18 protein-coding genes are annotated in these 19,515 nt (G+C 34.3%); 11 read left to right on the top strand and 7 right to left on the bottom strand.

The window, feature by feature from the left end; genetic code table 11:
• Window positions 1-12: 12 nt before the first annotated feature.
• Together C3L50_RS06475 and C3L50_RS06470 are read right to left on the bottom strand one after the other, a co-directional pair.
• Window positions 13-774, bottom strand: coding sequence for an alpha/beta fold hydrolase (locus tag C3L50_RS06475; RefSeq protein ID WP_103805348.1), 762 nt, complete (start codon window positions 772-774; stop codon window positions 13-15).
• Between the two features lie 71 nt (window positions 775-845).
• The gene (locus C3L50_RS06470) at window positions 846-1,559 is read right to left on the bottom strand and encodes a pyridoxine 5'-phosphate synthase (RefSeq protein ID WP_103805347.1); all 714 of its coding nucleotides are present in this window, start codon (window positions 1,557-1,559) and stop codon (window positions 846-848) included.
• Between the two features lie 99 nt (window positions 1,560-1,658).
• On the opposite strand from C3L50_RS06470, the gene C3L50_RS06465 reads away from it, so the two are divergent.
• From C3L50_RS06465 to murI, 8 genes are all read left to right on the top strand, one after another.
• Entirely contained in the window at window positions 1,659-2,318 is a 660-nt protein-coding gene (locus tag C3L50_RS06465) for a CBS domain-containing protein (protein WP_103805346.1), read from the top strand.
• A 94-nt stretch (window positions 2,319-2,412) separates the two neighbouring features.
• The gene (locus tag C3L50_RS06460; protein WP_103805345.1) at window positions 2,413-3,297 is read left to right on the top strand and encodes an NAD kinase; all 885 of its coding nucleotides are present in this window, start codon (window positions 2,413-2,415) and stop codon (window positions 3,295-3,297) included.
• Between the two features lie 170 nt (window positions 3,298-3,467).
• Window positions 3,468-4,145, top strand: coding sequence for a type IX secretion system protein PorG (porG, locus tag C3L50_RS06455; protein WP_103805344.1), 678 nt, complete (start codon window positions 3,468-3,470; stop codon window positions 4,143-4,145).
• Between the two features lie 4 nt (window positions 4,146-4,149).
• Window positions 4,150-4,890, top strand: coding sequence for an isoprenyl transferase (locus C3L50_RS06450; RefSeq protein ID WP_103805552.1), 741 nt, complete (start codon window positions 4,150-4,152; stop codon window positions 4,888-4,890).
• A complete protein-coding gene (locus C3L50_RS06445; RefSeq protein ID WP_103805343.1) occupies window positions 4,823-7,579 on the top strand; it encodes a BamA/OMP85 family outer membrane protein in 2,757 nt (918 codons plus the stop codon). Before C3L50_RS06450 ends, C3L50_RS06445 begins: the two co-directional genes overlap by 68 nt.
• Before the next feature lie 35 nt (window positions 7,580-7,614).
• On the top strand, window positions 7,615-9,114 hold the full coding sequence (locus C3L50_RS06440) for an OmpH family outer membrane protein (RefSeq protein WP_103805342.1): 1,500 nt from the start codon (window positions 7,615-7,617) through the stop codon (window positions 9,112-9,114).
• A 15-nt stretch (window positions 9,115-9,129) separates the two neighbouring features.
• Entirely contained in the window at window positions 9,130-9,630 is a 501-nt protein-coding gene (locus tag C3L50_RS06435) for an OmpH family outer membrane protein (RefSeq protein WP_103805341.1), read from the top strand.
• Window positions 9,631-9,735: 105 nt separating this feature from the next.
• A complete protein-coding gene (gene murI / locus C3L50_RS06430) occupies window positions 9,736-10,512 on the top strand; it encodes a glutamate racemase (RefSeq protein ID WP_103805340.1) in 777 nt (258 codons plus the stop codon).
• Window positions 10,513-10,517: 5 nt separating this feature from the next.
• On the opposite strand, the gene C3L50_RS06425 is transcribed toward murI, so the two are convergent.
• Window positions 10,518-11,036 carry a gamma carbonic anhydrase family protein gene (locus C3L50_RS06425; protein WP_103805339.1) on the bottom strand — a complete coding sequence of 173 codons (519 nt, stop codon included), beginning with the start codon at window positions 11,034-11,036 and terminating at the stop codon, window positions 10,518-10,520.
• A 30-nt stretch (window positions 11,037-11,066) separates the two neighbouring features.
• Window positions 11,067-12,065: a PorP/SprF family type IX secretion system membrane protein gene (locus C3L50_RS06420; RefSeq protein ID WP_103805338.1), complete on the bottom strand. Its 999-nt coding sequence runs from the start codon at window positions 12,063-12,065 to the stop codon at window positions 11,067-11,069.
• A 156-nt stretch (window positions 12,066-12,221) separates the two neighbouring features.
• Between C3L50_RS06420 and C3L50_RS06415 the strand changes: the two genes are divergently transcribed.
• The 3 genes from C3L50_RS06415 to C3L50_RS06405 all read left to right on the top strand — a co-directional run bounded on the left by C3L50_RS06415 (window position 12,222) and on the right by C3L50_RS06405 (window position 16,103).
• Window positions 12,222-13,121 (top strand): NifU family protein, encoded by a 900-nt coding sequence (locus tag C3L50_RS06415; RefSeq protein ID WP_103805337.1) that lies wholly within the window; start codon window positions 12,222-12,224, stop codon window positions 13,119-13,121.
• 123 nt (window positions 13,122-13,244) lie between these two features.
• A complete protein-coding gene (locus tag C3L50_RS06410) occupies window positions 13,245-15,260 on the top strand; it encodes a thioredoxin domain-containing protein (protein ID WP_103805336.1) in 2,016 nt (671 codons plus the stop codon).
• An 18-nt stretch (window positions 15,261-15,278) separates the two neighbouring features.
• Window positions 15,279-16,103 (top strand): mechanosensitive ion channel family protein, encoded by an 825-nt coding sequence (locus C3L50_RS06405; RefSeq protein WP_103805335.1) that lies wholly within the window; start codon window positions 15,279-15,281, stop codon window positions 16,101-16,103.
• 4 nt (window positions 16,104-16,107) lie between these two features.
• On the opposite strand, the gene tsaB is transcribed toward C3L50_RS06405, so the two are convergent.
• Genes tsaB through C3L50_RS06390 form a run of 3 tightly spaced genes read right to left on the bottom strand, consistent with a single transcriptional unit; the run spans window position 16,108 to window position 19,488 of the window.
• Window positions 16,108-16,776, bottom strand: a complete 669-nt coding sequence (tsaB, locus tag C3L50_RS06400) for a tRNA (adenosine(37)-N6)-threonylcarbamoyltransferase complex dimerization subunit type 1 TsaB (protein WP_103805334.1) — start codon at window positions 16,774-16,776, stop codon at window positions 16,108-16,110.
• A 60-nt stretch (window positions 16,777-16,836) separates the two neighbouring features.
• Entirely contained in the window at window positions 16,837-18,123 is a 1,287-nt protein-coding gene (locus C3L50_RS06395; protein WP_103805333.1) for an efflux RND transporter periplasmic adaptor subunit, read from the bottom strand.
• Window positions 18,124-18,129: 6 nt separating this feature from the next.
• Entirely contained in the window at window positions 18,130-19,488 is a 1,359-nt protein-coding gene (locus C3L50_RS06390; protein ID WP_103805332.1) for a TolC family protein, read from the bottom strand.
• Between the last annotated feature and the right edge of the window lie 27 nt (window positions 19,489-19,515).

Here is a 19,515-nt window from a genome sequence, read left to right as displayed (position 1 = left end):
TGTATAAAATAATTATTTCAAAAACAAACTCGTCATTTCGTAAAACATCTTGGGGTTTTCGGCGTGAAGCCAATGCCCAACATTTGGAATCGTTTCTATTCTAGAATCTGGAAAATGTTGTTGGATTTTTGGAAAATCATCGTCCAAAATATAATTCGAATTGCCGCCGCGAATAAAAAGTGTTGGTTTGTTGAAAACCGCATCCTCAGGAAGTGGTTTTCCAATTTCGTCCCTGTTTAGATTGAAAACTGCCAAATTAAATCGAAAAGCCAATTGCCCTGGCTCTTTCCAATACAAACTTTTTAACAGAAATTGTCTTGTTCCAAAATCGGTTATGTAGTGAGACATAATTTCTTCGACTTCGGCACGACTTGGTTTTAGTGAAAAATCTACCGCATTCAAGGCTTCAAAAATAATTTGATGATGTTGCGGGTAGAATTTGGGACCAATATCGGCAACTATTAATTTTTCGACCATTTCGGGGTGATTGGCTGCAAAAAGCATGGCAGTTTTTCCTCCCATCGAATGTCCAAGAATACTTATTTTTTCTAGATTATTGGCATTGCAATAGTCAAAAACATCTTGAGCCATTATCTCATAATTGAATTCATCAGAATGAAAACTCTTGCCGTGATTGCGTAAATCCAATAAATGCACTTGAAATCCATCGGCTGCAAATTGTGTTCCTATAGTTTTCCAATTGTCGGACATTCCAAGAAATCCGTGTATAATTAGGAGTGGTTTACCTGTTCCTTCTATTTTTGAATAAATCATTTTTTGATGTTTTTTCAACCACAAATTTCACAAATTATCACAAATTTTAATTCGTGAATTCGTGGCAAAATTTATTTTAGCTTATGCAAATACATATTCACTACATTTTCTAATCCGAGATACAGCGATTCGGCAATTAATGCGTGACCAATGGAGACTTCAAGTAATCCGGGAATATTTTGATGAAAAAACTGGATATTATCCAAACTCAAATCGTGTCCAGCATTGATTCCTAATCCCAATTCATTAGCCAAAACTGCCGATTTTACGTAGGGATCGATTCCATTTTTGTTTCCTAAACCATATTGATGCGCAAAAGCCTCGGTGTACAATTCGATTCTATCGGTTCCTGTTTTTTTGGCACCTTCGATCATTTCCGCAATTGGATCGACAAAAATCGAAGTTCGAATTCCATTGCGTTGAAATTCTTGAATAACTTCAGTTAAATAGGATTCGTTTTTTATTGTATCCCAACCAGCCGAAGAAGTAATTGCACCGATAGCATCTGGAACTAAAGTCACTTGCTCAGGTTTACATTCTAAAACCAAGTCAATAAAATTATGCTGAGGATTCCCTTCGATATTATATTCGGTATAAACTATCGGTTTTAAATCTCGAGCATCTTGATAGCGAATGTGCCTTTCGTCAGGTCGTGGATGTATGGTGATTCCCTGACCTCCAAATTTTTGAATATCAGTTGCTACTTTTAGTAAATCTGGAACATTTCCGCCACGAGCATTTCGTAAAGTTGCTATTTTGTTAATATTTACGCTTAATTTTGTCATTTGAATAAATTTCAGGTATTGAGGGGCAAAAATACAAAGTAAAACTAGCTGTTATTACATATTTTTGATTATTTTGCATTAAATATTTAGCATTAATTTATGACCGAGATTACAAACTATATCACCAATGATTATAAAGCGATTGACAGTCAAGAAACTATTGCAACTGTTCAAGACTTTTTTGGAGAATTGACTTTTTCACATTTCCCTGTGGTTAATGAAGGAATATATATTGGCAGCATCGCATCTGAGGACATTGAAACATTTGATAGTCACAAAAAAGTTTACGATTACAGATATGCTCTCGAAGGTTTTTTTGCCAGAGAAAAAATGATTTGGCTAGACGTTTTGGAAGTTTTTGCTAAAAATAACACCGATTTAGTTCCTGTTTTGAACGACAATAACAACTATTTGGGGTATTATGAAATTAGAGATATCATAAAATTTTTTCATGAAACTCCTTTTTTACAAGAAACTGGCGGAATAATTGTGGTTCAAAAAAAGACTTTAGGATACTCGGTTGGAGAAATCACTCAAATCATTGAAAGCAATAATGGTAAAATATTGGGGTTATTTGTTTCACAATCTGATTTTGAAAACACACAAGTAACCATTAAAATAAGTTTAAGAATAATGAACGAAATTATTCAATCTTTCAGAAGATACAACTACGAAATTATTTCGGAACATTTTGAAGATAATTATATCAATACGTTAAAGGATCGCTCCGATTATTTGGACAAATATCTTAATATTTAAAAACCCAGCCTCTGAAGGGGAAAAAGAAATTAGAATACAGCAGTTTGATGTTAAATCTGTAATCTAAAATCTGTAATCTAAAATCTAAAATTTCATGAAAGTAGCCATTTACGGTCAATACTATCAAAATAGCACCGAGCCCATCATCAAAGACATTTTCATTTTTTTGATTAAGAATAATGTTGAGATGTCCATTGAGTCTAATTTCCTGAACATATTATTCGAAAAAAAACTCATCGACAAAGAGTATCCGACTTTCGAATCCTATACGGAGTTGAATAGTAGTTTTGATATGCTCATTAGCATTGGTGGAGACGGAACTATTTTGAGAGCTGCAACTTTAGTTCGAGATTCGGGTGTTCCTATTTTAGGAATAAATGCTGGGCGATTGGGATTTTTAGCTACCGTTCAAAAAGACAATATCGCTGAATTTATGCAGTTTATCATTGATAAAAAATATTCTATTTCAAAAAGAACTTTACTGAGCTTGACTTGTTCTCCCGACAATGAAGCGATTCAGGATATTAATTTTGCCTTGAACGAGATTTCGGTAAGCCGAAAAGAAACTACATCAATGATTACTATTGATGCCTCTTTGGACGGAGAATATTTGAATTCTTATTGGGCAGATGGTTTAATAATAGCCACACCAACAGGAACAACAGGTTATTCTATGAGTTGTGGCGGCCCCATTTTGACACCAAATGTAAAAAGCTTTGTTTTGACACCTATAGCACCTCACAACTTAAATGCTCGACCACTGGTTGTTCCTGATGAAACCGAAATTAGACTAAAAGTTTCAGGAAGAGACGATCACTATATGGTGTCTCTGGATTCTAGAATTATTTCGGTAAAAAACGAAACTATTTTAGTCATAAAAAAATCACCTTTCGAAATAAATATGGTCGAAATTCCTGACCAAACCTTTTTTAAAACCCTTCGTAGTAAACTTTTTTGGGGTGAAGACCGAAGAAATTAATTGTTTTTAGCGAACAGGCTATACAATTTCACGCTTTTTATCGTTTCTGATATAAAGAATCGATAATTTCCATTAGTTTTTGACTCAATTATTCAATTAGTTGCACATTTAGACTAATCAGCATTGATTCGTGTTGATTATTATTATATTTGCACGCAATTTTTATTTAAATGTATAAATTTTTCAATTTAATATTCTTGTTCTTATTTGTTTCTATGAATGCACAAATTCATGAAGTGGGCGTTTTTGTTGGCGGGAGCAACTACATAGGCGATGTTGGAGCTACAACGTATATAGCACCTAACAAATTAGCACTAGGAATACTATATAAGTGGAATAAAAATCCAAGACTTGCCTATCGTTTTTCGTTTAATGGCGCCTATATTTATGCCAATGACATAGACTCAAATGAGCCTGGAAGAAATCTGAGAGGTTATCATTTTAGAAATAGTATAAAAGAAGTATCTTTAGGCCTTGAATTTAATTTTTTTGATTTTAATTTACACGAAGGTAAAAGAAAATATACGCCATATGTTCACTCAGGGCTCAACTATTTCAGTTCGCACGACGCCTATGTTTCGTCGGGTCAAATTGTCATGAGTGGAGATCACAAGGAGGCATTTGCTATTCCAATGACTTTAGGAGTGAAATCGAACATTTGGCCAAAAATTATTTTAGCTATAGAAGTTGGAGCAAGATATACATTAACAGACAATTTAGACGGAAGTAATCCAAAGGACGATAGTTTACTGAAATTTGGAAATATAAATAATAATGATTGGTATGTTTTTTCAGGGATGACATTAACTTATACCTTTGGAAACAAACCTTGTTATTGCGCAGAATAAAAAAATGGATTTAAAAGATAAAATAGACTTAACCAATTTACCCAAACACTTAGCCATTATTATGGATGGCAATGGCCGTTGGGCAAAAAAACAAGGCCTTTTGCGAGCTTTAGGTCACGAAAGTGGCACAAAATCGGTAAAAGAAAACATAAAATCTTGTGCCAAATTAGGAATAGAATGTCTTACTCTATATGCGTTCTCTACTGAAAATTGGAATAGACCCAAACTTGAGGTCGAAACTTTAATGAAGATATTAATCAAATCATTAAAGAAAGAACTTAAAACCCTTCAAGAAAACGACATCAAATTGAATGCCATAGGCAATTTAGGAAAATTACCTAAATCAGCTCAAAACGAACTTCAAGATGTCATGGACAAAACAAAAAACAATTCGCGTATGACTTTAACTCTCGCACTAAGCTATGGTTCGCGAGAGGAAATTGTCAATGCAGTCAAAACCATTAGCGATAAAGTTAAAAATAATATAATTTCATTAGACTCTATTGACGATTCAATTATAAATGAGCATCTTTACACGCAAAATTTACCAGAGGTAGATTTATTAATACGAACAAGTGGAGAGCATAGAATAAGTAATTTTTTGTTATGGCAAATCGCCTACGCAGAGTTATATTTTACTGATATATTATGGCCAGACTTTAAAGAAAAAGATTTGTATGAGGCTATCATTAGTTATCAAAAAAGAGAGCGCAGATTTGGAAAAACAAGTGAACAAATTAAATAATTTTTTAGTGTTACAAAAAAGCATAAAAATACTCCTAAGCCTATTGATTTTTGGAAGTTTTTCACAAATTAAAGCCCAAGACAGAGTCCCATTCGATCAAGGTAAAACATACATACTTGCTAAAGTTGATATAGTTGGTAAAATCAGTTTCAACGCCAATACCGTAACCACATTTGCAGGCCTTGAAAAAGGACAAGAAATTACCGTTCCAGGAGAAGAAATAAGCAATGCCATAAAAAAATTAGGAAAATTAGGCCTATTCGATGAAATTTCGTTTTATGTAAATAGAATAGAGCAAGATAGCATATACTTGGATTTGCATGTAGAAGAATTGCCTAAATTAAATGAAGTAAAATTTGTAGGCATCAATAAAAGTAAGATTGAAGGTTTAATAAAAGACAACGGACTCACAAAAGAAAAAGTAGTTAACGAAAATTTAATTACAACCACAAAATACTACATCGAAAATAAATACAAAAAAGATGGTTTCTACAATACCAAAGTAACCATAAATACCGTTATTGATACTGCACAAACAAACCATGTAAATATGGTCGTAAAAATCGATAAAGGAACAAAAGTTAAAATCAAAGACATTGTCTTCGAAGGGAATAAGGAAGTCAAATCCGAAACTCTCCGTGCGGCAATGAAAGATACTAAACGAAAAACTCTGGTTAGTATCAAAACATCAAAATTCATTCAAGCAAAATACAAAGACGACTTAGATAAAGTAATCGCTGCTTATAAAGAGCGAGGATTTAGAGATGCCCGAATTATTAAAGATTCTGTTGCTTACAATGAAGATTTGAAAGCCATAATGATTAAAATAAAAGTCGAAGAAGGAAACAAATATCGTTTTGGAAACATAAAATTCTTAGGAAACACCGTATATTCAGACGAAGGTCTTCTAGGAATGCTTGGCATCAAAAAAGGAGATACTTATAACGGAGTACTTTTAGAGAAAAGAATCGCAGACAAATCAAAACCCGACGGCGATGATATTACCAATTTATACCAAAATAACGGGTATTTATTCTCTAATATCAACGCTGTAGAAACCAAAACAGCCAACGATTCTATCGATTTTGAAATTCGTATTACAGAAGGCCCAATAGCTTATTTCAACAAAATTACAGTAACTGGAAACGACAAAACCAATGACCACGTAATTTACAGAGAATTAAGAACCAAACCAGGAGAAAAATACAACAAAGATTTACTGATAAGAACCATTCGTGAAATTGGGCAATTAGGATTCTTTGACCCAGAAACTATTGAGCCTAAATTCAAAAATGTAGATGCAGCAGCAGGAACAGTTGATATCGAATATCCATTGACCGAAAAAGGAGCTAGCCAAATTGAACTTCAAGGAGGTTATGGAGGCGGTGGTTTCATCGGAACATTAGGACTGTCATTCAACAACTTCTCGGCTAGAAATTTATTCAACAAAAGTGCCTACAAACCACTTCCAATGGGAGATGGACAAAAAGTATCTTTACGATTGCAAGCAAGTTCATACTACAGAACCTACAGTTTGTCTTTTTCAGAACCTTGGTTTGGCAAGAAGAAACCAGTACAATTAAATACATCGCTGTCGTACACGAGCCAGTTTTATAATGATTTTCAAACCCAAAAAGTAGATAAAACTAGAAGTTTTAACATCTTGACTCTTTCGGCTGGAATCTACAAAAGACTTACCGTTCCTGATGATTACTTCGGATTGTCACAAACCATTAGTTACCAACATTATGATTTGCATAATTATAACACTGGTTTATTTACCTTTGGAAATGGAGCCTCAAGAAATTTAGCCTATACCATTGGATTATCAAGAAGCAACAAAGGAATCAACCCGATATTCCCAACCTATGGAGCAGAATTTAGCTTAGTGGGTAAATTCACACTTCCATACTCATTATTCAATGGAGTTGATTATGCTACTTTAGGCGATCAAAAAGAATATAAATATATCTATACTGGTGCATCTTACAAAGGGAATAATGGTATAATGGTTAATAATGGTGATTATTTAGAATCACTTCCAACAACCACAAATCCAACACCAAATAGTGTTGTTAATTATCAAGATGCGGTTGCCGACCCAGCAAAAGTGGATCAAAAAAAATACAATTGGTTAGAATATTACAAAATTAAGTTCAAAGCCGATTGGTACACCAAAGTTTATGGTAAATTAGTACTCCGATCTTTAGTAGAATATGGATTCTTGGGTGCCTACAATCAAGAAAGAGGCATAATCCCTTTTGAAAGATTCTATTTAGGAGGAGATGGAATGGCCAATTATTCTATGGATGGTAGAGAAACAATAGCATTAAGAGGGTATCCAAATAGTTCGTTAACTCCTGTAAATAATTCAAGTGAGCCGATTGGAGCAACCATATACAACAAATATTCATTAGAGTTGAGATATCCAATAACCTTGAAAGCATCAGCCTCTATTTATGCACTCACTTTCCTTGAAGCTGGATCCTCTTTTGACACGTTCAAAAACTACAATCCTTTTGCTTTAAGTCGTTCTGCAGGAGTAGGTTTAAGAGTATTTATGCCTGCATTTGGATTATTAGGAATTGATTTTGGTTACGGATTTGACGGATTACCAAAAGCAAACGGCACACTAGGAACAACACCAAACGGATGGGAAACGCACTTTATTATTGGACAACAATTTTAAAAGAAGAATATAATTTTTTCTAAAACATCAAAGTTATGAGAAAAGGATTTTTAATTCTATTTTTAGCCCTGATTGTAATAAATACAGTTCAGGCGCAAACTAGAGGTACGAAAGTTGGCTATATTGATATGGAATACATTTTGCAAAATGTACCCGAATATACCGAAGCTCAAAACCAATTAGAACAAAAAGCTCAAAAATGGAAGCAAGAAATTGAAGCCAAAAAAATAGAAATCAATAAACTCAAAGAAGCCCTAAAAGCGGAGAAAGCCTTATTGACAAAAGGTCTTATAGAAGAAAGAATAAGTGAAATAGCATTTCTTGAAAACGAAAATTTAGAATACCAACAAAAAAGATTTGGGCCAAATGGTGATTTAATGACGCAAAAAAATGCGTTAGCAAAACCTATCCAAGACCAAGTTTTTACAGCTGTTCAAGATATTGCTGAAGTAAAAAAATACGATTTCATTTTTGACAAAACGTCTGATATGACTATGCTTTTTGCAGCAAAAAGATTTGACATCAGTGACCAAATCGTTCGAATTTTGAATCGAATAGAAAAAAGAGAACAATTAACAAAAAAACAACTTCAAGAAGAAGCAGCTAAAGAAGCCAAGGAAGAAGCAATAGCTGACAACCCTGCTCTTTCTGAAAGACAAAAAAGTTTAGACGCTAAAAAAGCAGCCAGAGATGCAGCCATAGCAGCAAGACTATTAGCCCAAGAAGAAAGAAAGAAAGCAGCTGAAGAAAGAAAGTTGCAAATAGTTGCCGACAAAGAAGCTAAAAAAAATGGAACCAAAGTTGTTCCGACAACTACTGCTGAAGCACCTAGCACAATAGTTACAAGCAACGAACAACAAAAAGAAGTTGCCAAAATAACTGCTGCAGAAGCTAAACAACAACAAATCGATGCCAGAGCAAAAACACTGGAAGATCGCAAAAAAGCAGCTGAAGAAAATAAGAAAGCTCAAGAAGAAAAAAGAAAACAAATACTAGAAGAAAGAGAAGCTAAAAAAACCGGAGCTGCTCCTAAAGCGACAACACCAGCAGTTGAAAACAATGTAGAAAAACAGGCCGCAAAAACTACAGAAGCAACAACGGCAGCCGCAGAAGCTAAACAAAAACAAGCTGACGCTAAAGCAAAAACGCTAGAAGACCGCAAAAAAGTGGCAGAGGAAAATAAAAAAGCACAAGAGGAAAAAAGAAAACAATCCTTAGAAGCAAAAGACACTAAAAAAACTGGCACGGTTTCTGAGAATACCGTAAAAGAAGATGTAAAAACGCCCGTAGTTGCTACTGAACCAGCTAAAACAGAAACAGAAACGACTAAAGATAAAACAACAAAAACAGCTGCTGAAGAAGCAAAACAAAAACAAGCCGAAGCAAGAGCAAAAACGTTAGAAGAACGAAATAAAGTAATTGAAGAACGCAAAAAAGCTTTAGAAGAAAAAAGGAAAAAAATTCTAGAAGATAGAGAAGCTGCCAAAAAAGCGAATGAAGAAAAATTAAAAACAACAAATACAAACAATAATTAATTAATATTTTAAACGATGAAACAAATCAAAACTTTACTAATTGCTGCAATACTTGTTTTAGGAGCCAGCACTACTATGAATGCACAAGCAAAAGCAGCCCATGTTGATGTAAGTGAAATTATGACAAAAATGCCTGCAATGTTGGATGCCCAAAAACAATTAGAAAAATTGAGCGCTACTTATGATGCAGATTACAAAAAAATGGCTGAAGAATTTCAAGCAAAATTAAAAAAGTATGATGCAGAAGCTGCAACTGTAACTGATGCTGTAAATGCTGAACGTCAAAAAGAAGTTCAAGATATGCAAAAAAGAATCCAAGATTTTGGACAAAATGCACAAAAAGAATTGCAAACAAAACAAGAAGAAATCACAAAACCTATCTACGAAAAAGTTAGAGCTGCTATCCAAAAAGTGGGTAAAGCTAAAGGTTTTCAATATGTTCTTGATGGATCAACTCTTTTGCTTGCTGACGGTCCTAACTTGACTCTTGACGTAAAAAAAGAATTAGGTTTCTAAAAAAAATCACTCTAAACAAAACGCTCAATCAAAAAATTTGGTTGAGCGTTTTTTTATACCCACAATTTTTAGGTTTTTAAAAAAGCAGCGACTAACTTTGTTTCTATGGAGAACAACAAACCTATCGGAATTTTTGACTCAGGCATTGGAGGCACTTCCATTTGGGCCGAAATTCATCGCTTACTTCCTAACGAGAAAACGATTTATCTTGCCGATAGCAAAAATGCCCCTTACGGACAAAAATCAAAAGAAGAAATTATTGCTCTAAGCAGCAAGAATACTGAATTCTTGCTCCATATGGACTGCAAGTTGATAGTTGTAGCTTGCAATACTGCTACCACAAATGCTATTCAAGAATTGCGGGCAAAATATAACGTTCCCTTCATTGGAATTGAACCTGCCATAAAACCTGCAGCCACGCATTCAAAAACCCAAACTATTGGAATCTTAGCCACACAAGGCACCCTAAATAGCGATCTTTTTCATAAAACTGCCGAGAAGTTTCACGACACAAAAATAATCGAGCAAGTAGGTCACGGATTAGTTCCACTCATTGAAAGCGGCCAAATTAATTCGCCAGAGATGACCAATCTTCTTCAATCTTATCTCACTCCAATGATTGAGGCAAACATCGATTACCTAGTGTTAGGATGCAGTCATTACCCTTATTTGATTCCTCAAATAAAAAAAATAATTCCATCACAAATCCACATCATCGATTCGGGTGAAGCAGTGGCTAGACAAACACAAAATATTTTGAATGAAAAAGTGGGGGTTTCAACAATTAAAAATAGAGAACCCTTGTTTTATAGCAATTCTGACCCAAAAGTACTTTCGGAAATCTTAAAAAATAAATATAAAGTAATCGAAAAAGATTTCTAAAAAAGTTACTCTTCTGTTTTATACCAACTAGAATACATTACATAATTATTAGCAATGCGTTCAATCTCACCTGCAAAATCAGATTGATTGATTGATTTTACTTTCTTTGCTGGAACTCCTGCATAAATACTACCCGCTTCAACCACCGTGTTTTGAGTAACAACGGCTCCTGCTGCAATAATGGAATTGCTTTCAACAATACAATTATCCATAACAATCGCTCCCATTCCTATCAAAACATTATCGTGAATCACACAGCCGTGAACCATTGCATTGTGACCAATAGACACATTATTCCCAATAATTGTAGGGTGCTTTTTATAGGTACAATGAACAATTGCTCCATCTTGAATATTCACTTTATTTCCAATAGTTATAAAATGAACATCGCCCCTAATCACTGCGTTAAACCAAACACTGCAAGAATGTCCGAAGCTAACATCGCCAACAATAGTAGCATTTTCGGCTACATAACAATCCTCAGGAATAGAAGGTGTTTTTCCGTTTACAGATTTGATTAGCATTTTAAGTAAATTAATTTGATATAAACAAAATTAGTTAATAGCAGGACAGTTGCATTCGTATTTCTCACGCTTACAAAACAAATCAATTCCCAAAGTAATTTGATGAAAACCACCTGTATTAAAATTTACATCTCCTGCCAAATAGGAATACGTATAGGCAAACATAAAATTTTTATAATTTACTCCAAAAATAGGCGTAAGATAGTTTAGCTTTTGAGAAGAAACACCGCTACCACTAAGATATTCAGCACCATCAAAACTAGAACGATAAGATAAAGCAGCCCAAAGCTTTCCAAAATCAAAACTTTTATAGGCCTTTATATTAAAGTCAATCGATTTTTCTTTAGTTAGATCAACGAGCTGAAACATTAGGGAGGGTTCCCATAAAATTCGGTTTTTATCTCCAAAAACATATCCTGCACTCAAGATATATCGTCTCAAATTGGCACTTTCAAATTCAGTGTAAATTTTCCTTTTAGTCTCAATTACATTTTGAATAGTTCCATGAACATAAAAATCTAGATAATTATAAGAAGCTCCAATATCAAGGTTAAAATAAGAGGCATCCTGAACAATAATTCCGTTAATAATTGGATCAAAATCACCCGACTGCAAGAATTCTGTTTCGTCTAATTGGCTTTGAAGTATATTGGCACTCATACCAAATGACAATTGATTCAAATCAATCTCATCCCTTGAAAACATAAGGTGATGGGCATAAGTAAGTTTTGCCCCTTTTTGAGAATGATACCCGTTTTTATCATTATAGAGAATAACTCCAATTCCCGACCTTTCGCCAACTCGCCCATTATAACTTAAGGTTTGTAATGCAGGTGCATCGGTCTGATCAAACCATTGTTTACGAGCAGTAAGCCTAACTTTATCGCAATTTGCAGCACCAGCCATAGAAGGGTGGAGCAAATAATAATTATCCGACAAATAGTCTGAATACACTGGAATTCCTTCTTGTGAAAAAGAATTTTGGACTATAAATAATAAAACTATAGCAATCTTTAATTTTTGATACATCCAAATAATATTATGTTTTGATAATGAAGAATCAATTCAAAAAAGGCATTCTTATTTAACTGAAAACGCCATTAAAGTTAATTTATTCTTTAAAAAATCAAATATAGTTAATAGTGGAAAATAACTTTGTTAAATTTGTAAAAAAATAAAAAAATTATGTCTAAAATAACAATCAAAGAAACACAAAACCCAAGTATATTAAAATTTGAATTTGAAAATTTTATCACAAATAATGAAAGCTTTGAGTTCAAAAATATTGACGAAACCAAAAATTCGCCACTTGCACAACAATTATTTTACTTGCCTTTTGTAAAAACAGTTTATATCTCTGGAAATTTTATTGCCATCGAAAAATTCAGTATTGTTGAATGGGAAGATGTGCAAGATGCTGTTGCCGATCAAATTGAAAAATTTGTTGCCAATGGTGGAATAATCATAAACCAATCTGAAAGCAAAACCAAAAAACAACCCATTACTGTTTATGGTGAAACCACACCAAATCCAGCTGCTTTGAAATTTGTAGTAAGCAGAATGTTGACTAAAAGCCCTGTTGAATTCAAAAATATTGATGAAACGGCGGCTTCTCCATTGGCAAAAGAATTATTCAAATTTCCGTATGTAAAAGAACTTTTTATGGATGAAAATTATATTTCTGTAACTAAATATGAAGTCAATAATTGGGATGAAATCACTCTAGAATTGAGAACATTCATTAAACAATATATCGAAAATGGCGGGACAGTTCTTGACGAAAGTTTAATCAAAGCCAGCGCTGAACAGGAAAAAACTAAAAATCAAAACTTCGATAATCTTGATGTCACTTCGCAACAAATCATCAATATTTTAGAAGAATATGTAAAACCAGCCGTTCAAGCCGATGGAGGGAATATTGCTTTTGACTCTTATGACGAAACAAATAAAATTGTCAATGTAACTCTTCAAGGTGCTTGTAGTGGATGTCCATCATCAACATTTACTCTAAAAAGTGGCATTGAAAATATGTTGAAAAGCATGCTTAATGACGAAAACATCAAAGTTGAAGCTGTAAATGGATAAATTCGGGTTAGCCCTAACAAGTTTTAGAAACCTGTTAGGGCTTAGCTGAAAATCATTAAACAACACAATTAGCATTCCGATTTCAGCATTCAGTCACTTCAAACTGAACAAATACTTAAAAAAATGAATCAACTTTCACAAGAAACCAGTCCGTATTTGCTGCAACACGCTAATAATCCTGTGCATTGGAAGGCTTGGAATGCCAATTCATTGGCCGAAGCCAAAGAAAAAAATAGCCTCATTATTATCAGTATTGGCTATTCAGCTTGTCATTGGTGTCACGTTATGGAGCACGAAAGTTTCGAAGATCAGGAAGTTGCTGATGTTATGAACAAAAATTTCGTCAACATCAAAGTCGATCGCGAAGAACGACCTGATGTGGATGCCGTTTATATGAAAGCCGTTCAAATAATGATTCGCCGAGGTGGATGGCCTTTGAATGTGGTGACACTTCCTGACGGAAGACCTATTTGGGGCGGCACTTATTTTAGAAAAGAGGAATGGATGCAAACGCTTGGTCAATTGCAAGAAGTTTATCAATCGAATCCTGATAAAGTGATTGATTATGCCGAAAGATTACACGAAGGAATTCAATCGCTGAATATTATCGAAAACTTGAAATCAGGGACCTCCGTAAATCAAGAAGATTTAACTCTATTAGTCGAAAAATGGAAAGAAGAATTTGATTTGGAATTTGGAGGAATGTCAAGATCTCCCAAATTTATGATGCCCAACAATTATCAGTTTTTGTTGCGTTTTGCATTCCAAAAAAAAGATATGAATCTGTTCGATTTTGTAAATCTAACCTTAACTCGAATGGCTTATGGAGGAGTTTTTGACACCGTAGATGGTGGATTTTCTCGCTATTCGGTAGATAATAAATGGCACGTTCCTCATTTCGAAAAAATGCTTTACGACAACGGGCAATTGGTTTCTTTGTACAGCGATGCTTATAAATTGACCCAAAACCCATTATATAAAGAAGTAGTCATAAAAACACTTTCTTTCGTTGAAAGAGAATTAATGAATGCCGAAAACGGATTTTATTGTGCGCTCGATGCAGATAGCTTGAATACAGAAAATCATCTTGAAGAAGGAGCTTTTTATGTATGGAAAATTCCAGAATTGAAGACAATCATTGGAGATGATTTCGAATTATTTAGTCAGGTTTTCAATATCAATACTTTTGGGTTATGGGAAGACGGGAATTATGTCTTGATACAAAACAAAAGCTTGAAAGACATTGCAGAACTCAACCATATCAAAGTTTCAAGCCTCGAAAAAAAGAAAATTTTCTGGGAGAAAATACTCTATCTCAAAAGAGAAAAACGCTCTAAACCCAGATTAGATGACAAGTGTTTGACTTCTTGGAATGCTATAATGCTCAAAGGATTTGTTGATGCCTACAAAGCTTTAGAAGACAAAAACTATTTAAAATTAGCTTTACAAAACGCCAATTTCATCATCAAAAATCTGTGGTCAAGCGAGGGCAATTTGTATCATAATTACAAAAACAAAAAAAGTACCATCAACGGATATTTAGAAGATTATTGCTTTGTAATTGCTGCTTTTATCAGTTTGTATGAAGTAACTTTTGACGAAAAATGGCTTCAAAAAGCAAAGCAATTAACCGATTACAGCTTAGAACATTTTTATGACGAAACATCAGGTTTTTTTGCCTTTACTTCCAATCTAGACGAAGCTTTGATCAGTTCGCATTTTGAAACAGAAGACAATGTAATTCCGGCCTCAAACTCGGTTATGGGTAAAAATCTATTTCAGTTGAGTATTTATTTCAATAATTCCTATTACGAAAAAGTAAGTCAACGCATGTTGCAAAATATAATTTCGTTTATAGAATATCCGTCGGCCTATTCGAATTGGATGGATTTGGCTTTGAATTATTCTGAACAAAATAAAGAATTGGCGATTTGCGGAGATTCAGCATTAGAATATTGCCATAAAATAAACAGTTTCTACTTTCCAAATGTAGTTTTGGCTGGAGCCAAAAAAGTTTCGAATCTTCCCTTTTTGAAAGACCGATTTGTTGCCGACCAAACCCTATTTTATCTTTGTCAAAATAAAACGTGTCAAACTCCAGACTCAGATTTTCAAGAAATTATTACTAATTTAATTTAAAACTTCACTTATTTCATAATGACAGTCAATCCAGAACACATTGCCAACTATGCTGAAACTTTTATTAAAGTTTTAATTGATTATTCACCAAAATTAATTTCGGCTTTCCTGATTCTATTTGTTGGACTTTATGTAATTCGAGTAATCAATAGACTCATTAGGAGAATTATGGTAAAAAGAGAATTAGACCCAACATTGACCAAATTTCTCGCTGACATTCTGCTTTGGATTTTGAGAGTCTTGTTGTTCGTGACTTTTATTTCTAAATTAGGAATCGAAACCTCCTCTTTTGTTGCCATCTTAGGCGCAATGGGACTTGCGGTAGGATTGTCACTTCAAGGCTCCTTGTCTAATTTTGCCGGTGGAATGCTGATTATTCTTTTCAAACCGTTCAAAGTGGGCGACACAATCGAAGCACAAGGCAACATTGGAACAGTAGCCGAAATCCAAATATTCGTGACCAAATTAATCAACTCCAACAACCAAACTATTTTTGTTCCGAATGGTTCGTTGTCGAATGGCACGATTATCAATTATTCTTTGCAAGGAATCCGAAGAGCCGATTTGACCCTTTCCATTTCTTATGACACCGATATCAAAAAAGCAAAAGACCTGATTACCGAAGTTTTAAACAACAATCCAAAAGTATTAAAAACCCCCGAAGCCGAAGTTTCCGTAAAACTTTTGACAGACAGCTCGATTCAACTCGCTGTTAGACCTTGGGCAAACAATGCCGATTTTGGTTCTGTTTCTTCCGATACTTTAGAAAATTGTAAATTAGCTTTTGATGCCGCTGGAATCGTGATTCAACCTTTTGTGAAAGAGGTTTCTAAGAATAATTAAAAAATTATTTCTTCGAAACGGTCATCATAAAGTCTTTCAAATAATAAGGTTCAAAATAAGCGACATCCACAGTGTCGTTTTTTTTGTATTTATCGAAACTTAAGTAACTCATTTCCCTTGCCGAAGGATATTTGATTTCTTCTAAAAAAATATAATTTTCCTTGGTCAAAATTGGCTTGCATTTCTCCGCACAATCACCAACAAAATAAAGGGTTTCCTGTAAATCTTCGAAAGAGTTTTCGGTGATGATTTCGGCTTGAACGGCTCTTTTATTTTCGAAATTGGGTGTAAAAATAGCACTATAGACTTCCATTCTTCGGGCATCGAGCATTGGAATTATCCATCCATTAGAAACCTTGGCTTGCGAAGCCAAAACTTGTAAAGTATCTACTGCAATCAGCGGAATTCCCAAGGCATAACACAAGCCTTTTGCCGCAGAAACACCAATTCGCAAACCTGTGTAGGAACCTGGGCCTTGACTCACTGCAATCGCAGAAATGTCTTTGAAAGTTATTCCAGCTTCTTGGATGATTTGTTCGATAAAAACATGCAAACGTTCAGCATGCGAATAGCCTTCTTCGGCAATTTCTTTGCATAGAATTGTTTTTCCTTCTTTTGCCAAAGCAACAGAACAATTCTTGGTAGCGGTTTCGATGTTTAAAATATAAGACAAAACGGGAATGAATTATGAGTTATGAGTTTTCTGTAATTACCGATCACTGAACACTGATCACTATTTTTTCTCTTCGACTTTATCGGTAGTTACTTTATCACCAGAATTTAAATCTTTTGAAACTGTCGAATAGGGTCCTGTGATGACAACATCTCCTTTTTTAAGTCCAGTAAGCACTTCGATATTGGTATCGTCTTGAATACCAGTTTTGATAATGCGAATTTTAGCTTTATCACCCACTTTTACGAATACACATTCCAGTTTTTTGTCGCTTTTGGGAGCAGCTTTTTTCTCATCTTCATCTTCTACCTTAAATCCTTTTACGGCTGTAGTATCTGATTTTACAACTACAGAACTAATTGGTACTGCCAAAACATTGGCTCTAGTTTTGGTAATAATATCAACCGTAGCGGTCATTCCTGGTCTAAAAGGCGAATAAGTAGCTGGTTTCCCTTCCAATAAATCTTGATAGGATTCTTTCAAAATTCTAACTTTTACTTTAAAATTAGTTACTTGATCCGCAGTTAAAGTCGAACTGGCTGAATTGGAAATACTGGTCACAATTCCTTTGAATTGTTTTTTCAAATAAGCATCCACTTCCACTTTGGCTTCGTTTCCTACTTTTATTTTTACGATGTCGTTTTCATTTACATCTACTTCAACTTCCATATTATTTAAATTGGCTACTCGAAGAATTTCGGTTCCTGCCATTTGTTGGGTTCCCAAAACTCTTTCGCCCAATTCCACGTTAAGTACAGAAATTGTTCCATCGGCAGGTGCATAAATGGTGGTTCGTCCTAGATTGTCTTTGGCTTCATTTACTGTTGCCGAAGCAGATTGCACATTGAAATAAGCCGATTGTTTGTTGGCTTTGGCCACTTCAAAAGAAGCTACTGATTTATCCCAATCCGATTTAGAAATAATTCCTTTGTCGAATAATGTTTTATTTCGGTCATAATTGGCTTTGGCTTCTTTAAACGAAGCATCGGCTTGGCTTAAATTTGCTTTAGTTCCCGACAAATTCGAAAGTGTTCGATTATATCCTGATGTGTACAAATCGGGATTTATCTTTACTAACAAATCGCCTTTTTTAACTACTTGACCTTCAATTACATTCAAAGCAATAATTTCGCCCGACACTTCCGAGGAAATTTTCACTTCGATTTCGGGTTGAATTTTCCCTGTAGCAGAAACGGTTTCGACGATTGTTGAAGAATTGACTTTTGCGATTTCAATAGATTTTCCTTTGTCTTTATTTCCAATAACTCCTGTTTTAGAAAGTGCTATTAATAAAGCAATTAGTGCAACTGCTCCTCCTATTAATAAATAAATGGTTTTTTTTGACATAATGAATTAGTTTTTTATGATTGGAATTCCAAAATAGAATTCGAGTATTTTTATTTTGAAAATGTAATCGTATTTAGTTCTAAGCACTTCGGATTGTGCTGCTGAAAATAAAGTTTGCGATTGGTTAAAATCGAAAGAATTCATCATTCCAACTGCGTATTTTTCTTTAGCATAATTGTAGGCCTCTTGTCTTGCTTCTAAAGCTGAAAGAGCCGATTCATAGGCATTTAAACCTCCTTTAGCATCCGTAAATGCAGTATAGACATTTCTTTGCAAAGCCAATTCTTCTTGTTCAACCGCAATTTTTGATTTTTCTAAATTTACTTTAGATCGTTCTACATTATTTTTTGCAGACCAACCATTAAAAATAGGTATATTTAGTTGTGCCCCAAAAGCTTGACCTCTATTGTCAGCAAATTGCTGTGAAAATGGAGGTGCTGGAGAACTTAAACCTGTTTGAAAATTATACGAATCAGCATAAGAAATTCGAGTATTAATATTGTAAAAACCTTGCAATGTAGGTTGATAACCTCCTTTGGCAATAGCTACATTTTTCTCGGCAATTTCAAGATTAGTTTTAGCAATTTTCAATTCAGTTCTTTGCTCTTTTGCCTTATCATAAATAGCCAATGGAGTTTGAGCCAAGATATTATTTTCATCTTTAACCGTAGTCTCATCTGTTACATCAAAATCATAAAATTCTTTCAACTGTAATAATTGAGCCAAAGATAATTTTGAAATCAACAACGCATTTTCAGCAGCCACTACTTTTTGGCCATCGGATGCTACAGTTGCTTTTATGTCTAATAAATCTCCTTTTGGAACAGAACCTGCTTTTACCAATTCTTCTGAACGAGACAATTGCTTTTCGTTATTGGCTTTTTGTTCTTTTTGTACTTTTAAATTTTCTTTATTAAAAAGCACTTGCAAAAAGGCATTAGCAACATTTAAAGCGACATCTTCCTGCATTTTTGTCAACTGATACTTAGCCGCAATTATGGAAAGATTAGCTCTTCGAAGTGTATTTTGATTTTGCATTCCTTTGTAAATATCAACACCAACACCAACTCCCATTGAGGAGTATTGAGTGGTTTGATTTCTTAAAAGTCCAGTAGTTGGGTCTTGATTTAAACCCACGTTCCATGAATGCGAAGCATTAGAGTTTAACGAAGGAATAAAATTCCCGATGGCTCCTTTTTTGTCAATATCGGCCGTTTTAGTATCTAATTCGGTTTGCTTGATAGAAATATTGTTGTCTATGGCGTATTTAACGCATTCTTCTAATGTCCAAGTTTTAGTTTGAGCCTGAATCGACAAGCCAAACAGCAAGAATATAACGAGACTGATACTTTTTATTTTTTTCATATTTTTGGAATGAAAGCATAGCAAAGG

This window comes from Flavobacterium alvei (assembly GCF_002920895.1).
Lineage (GTDB): Bacteria > Bacteroidota > Bacteroidia > Flavobacteriales > Flavobacteriaceae > Flavobacterium > Flavobacterium alvei.
Note: the sequence above shows the minus strand (reverse complement) of the source record. Positions and strands in the feature narration are given on the sequence as shown.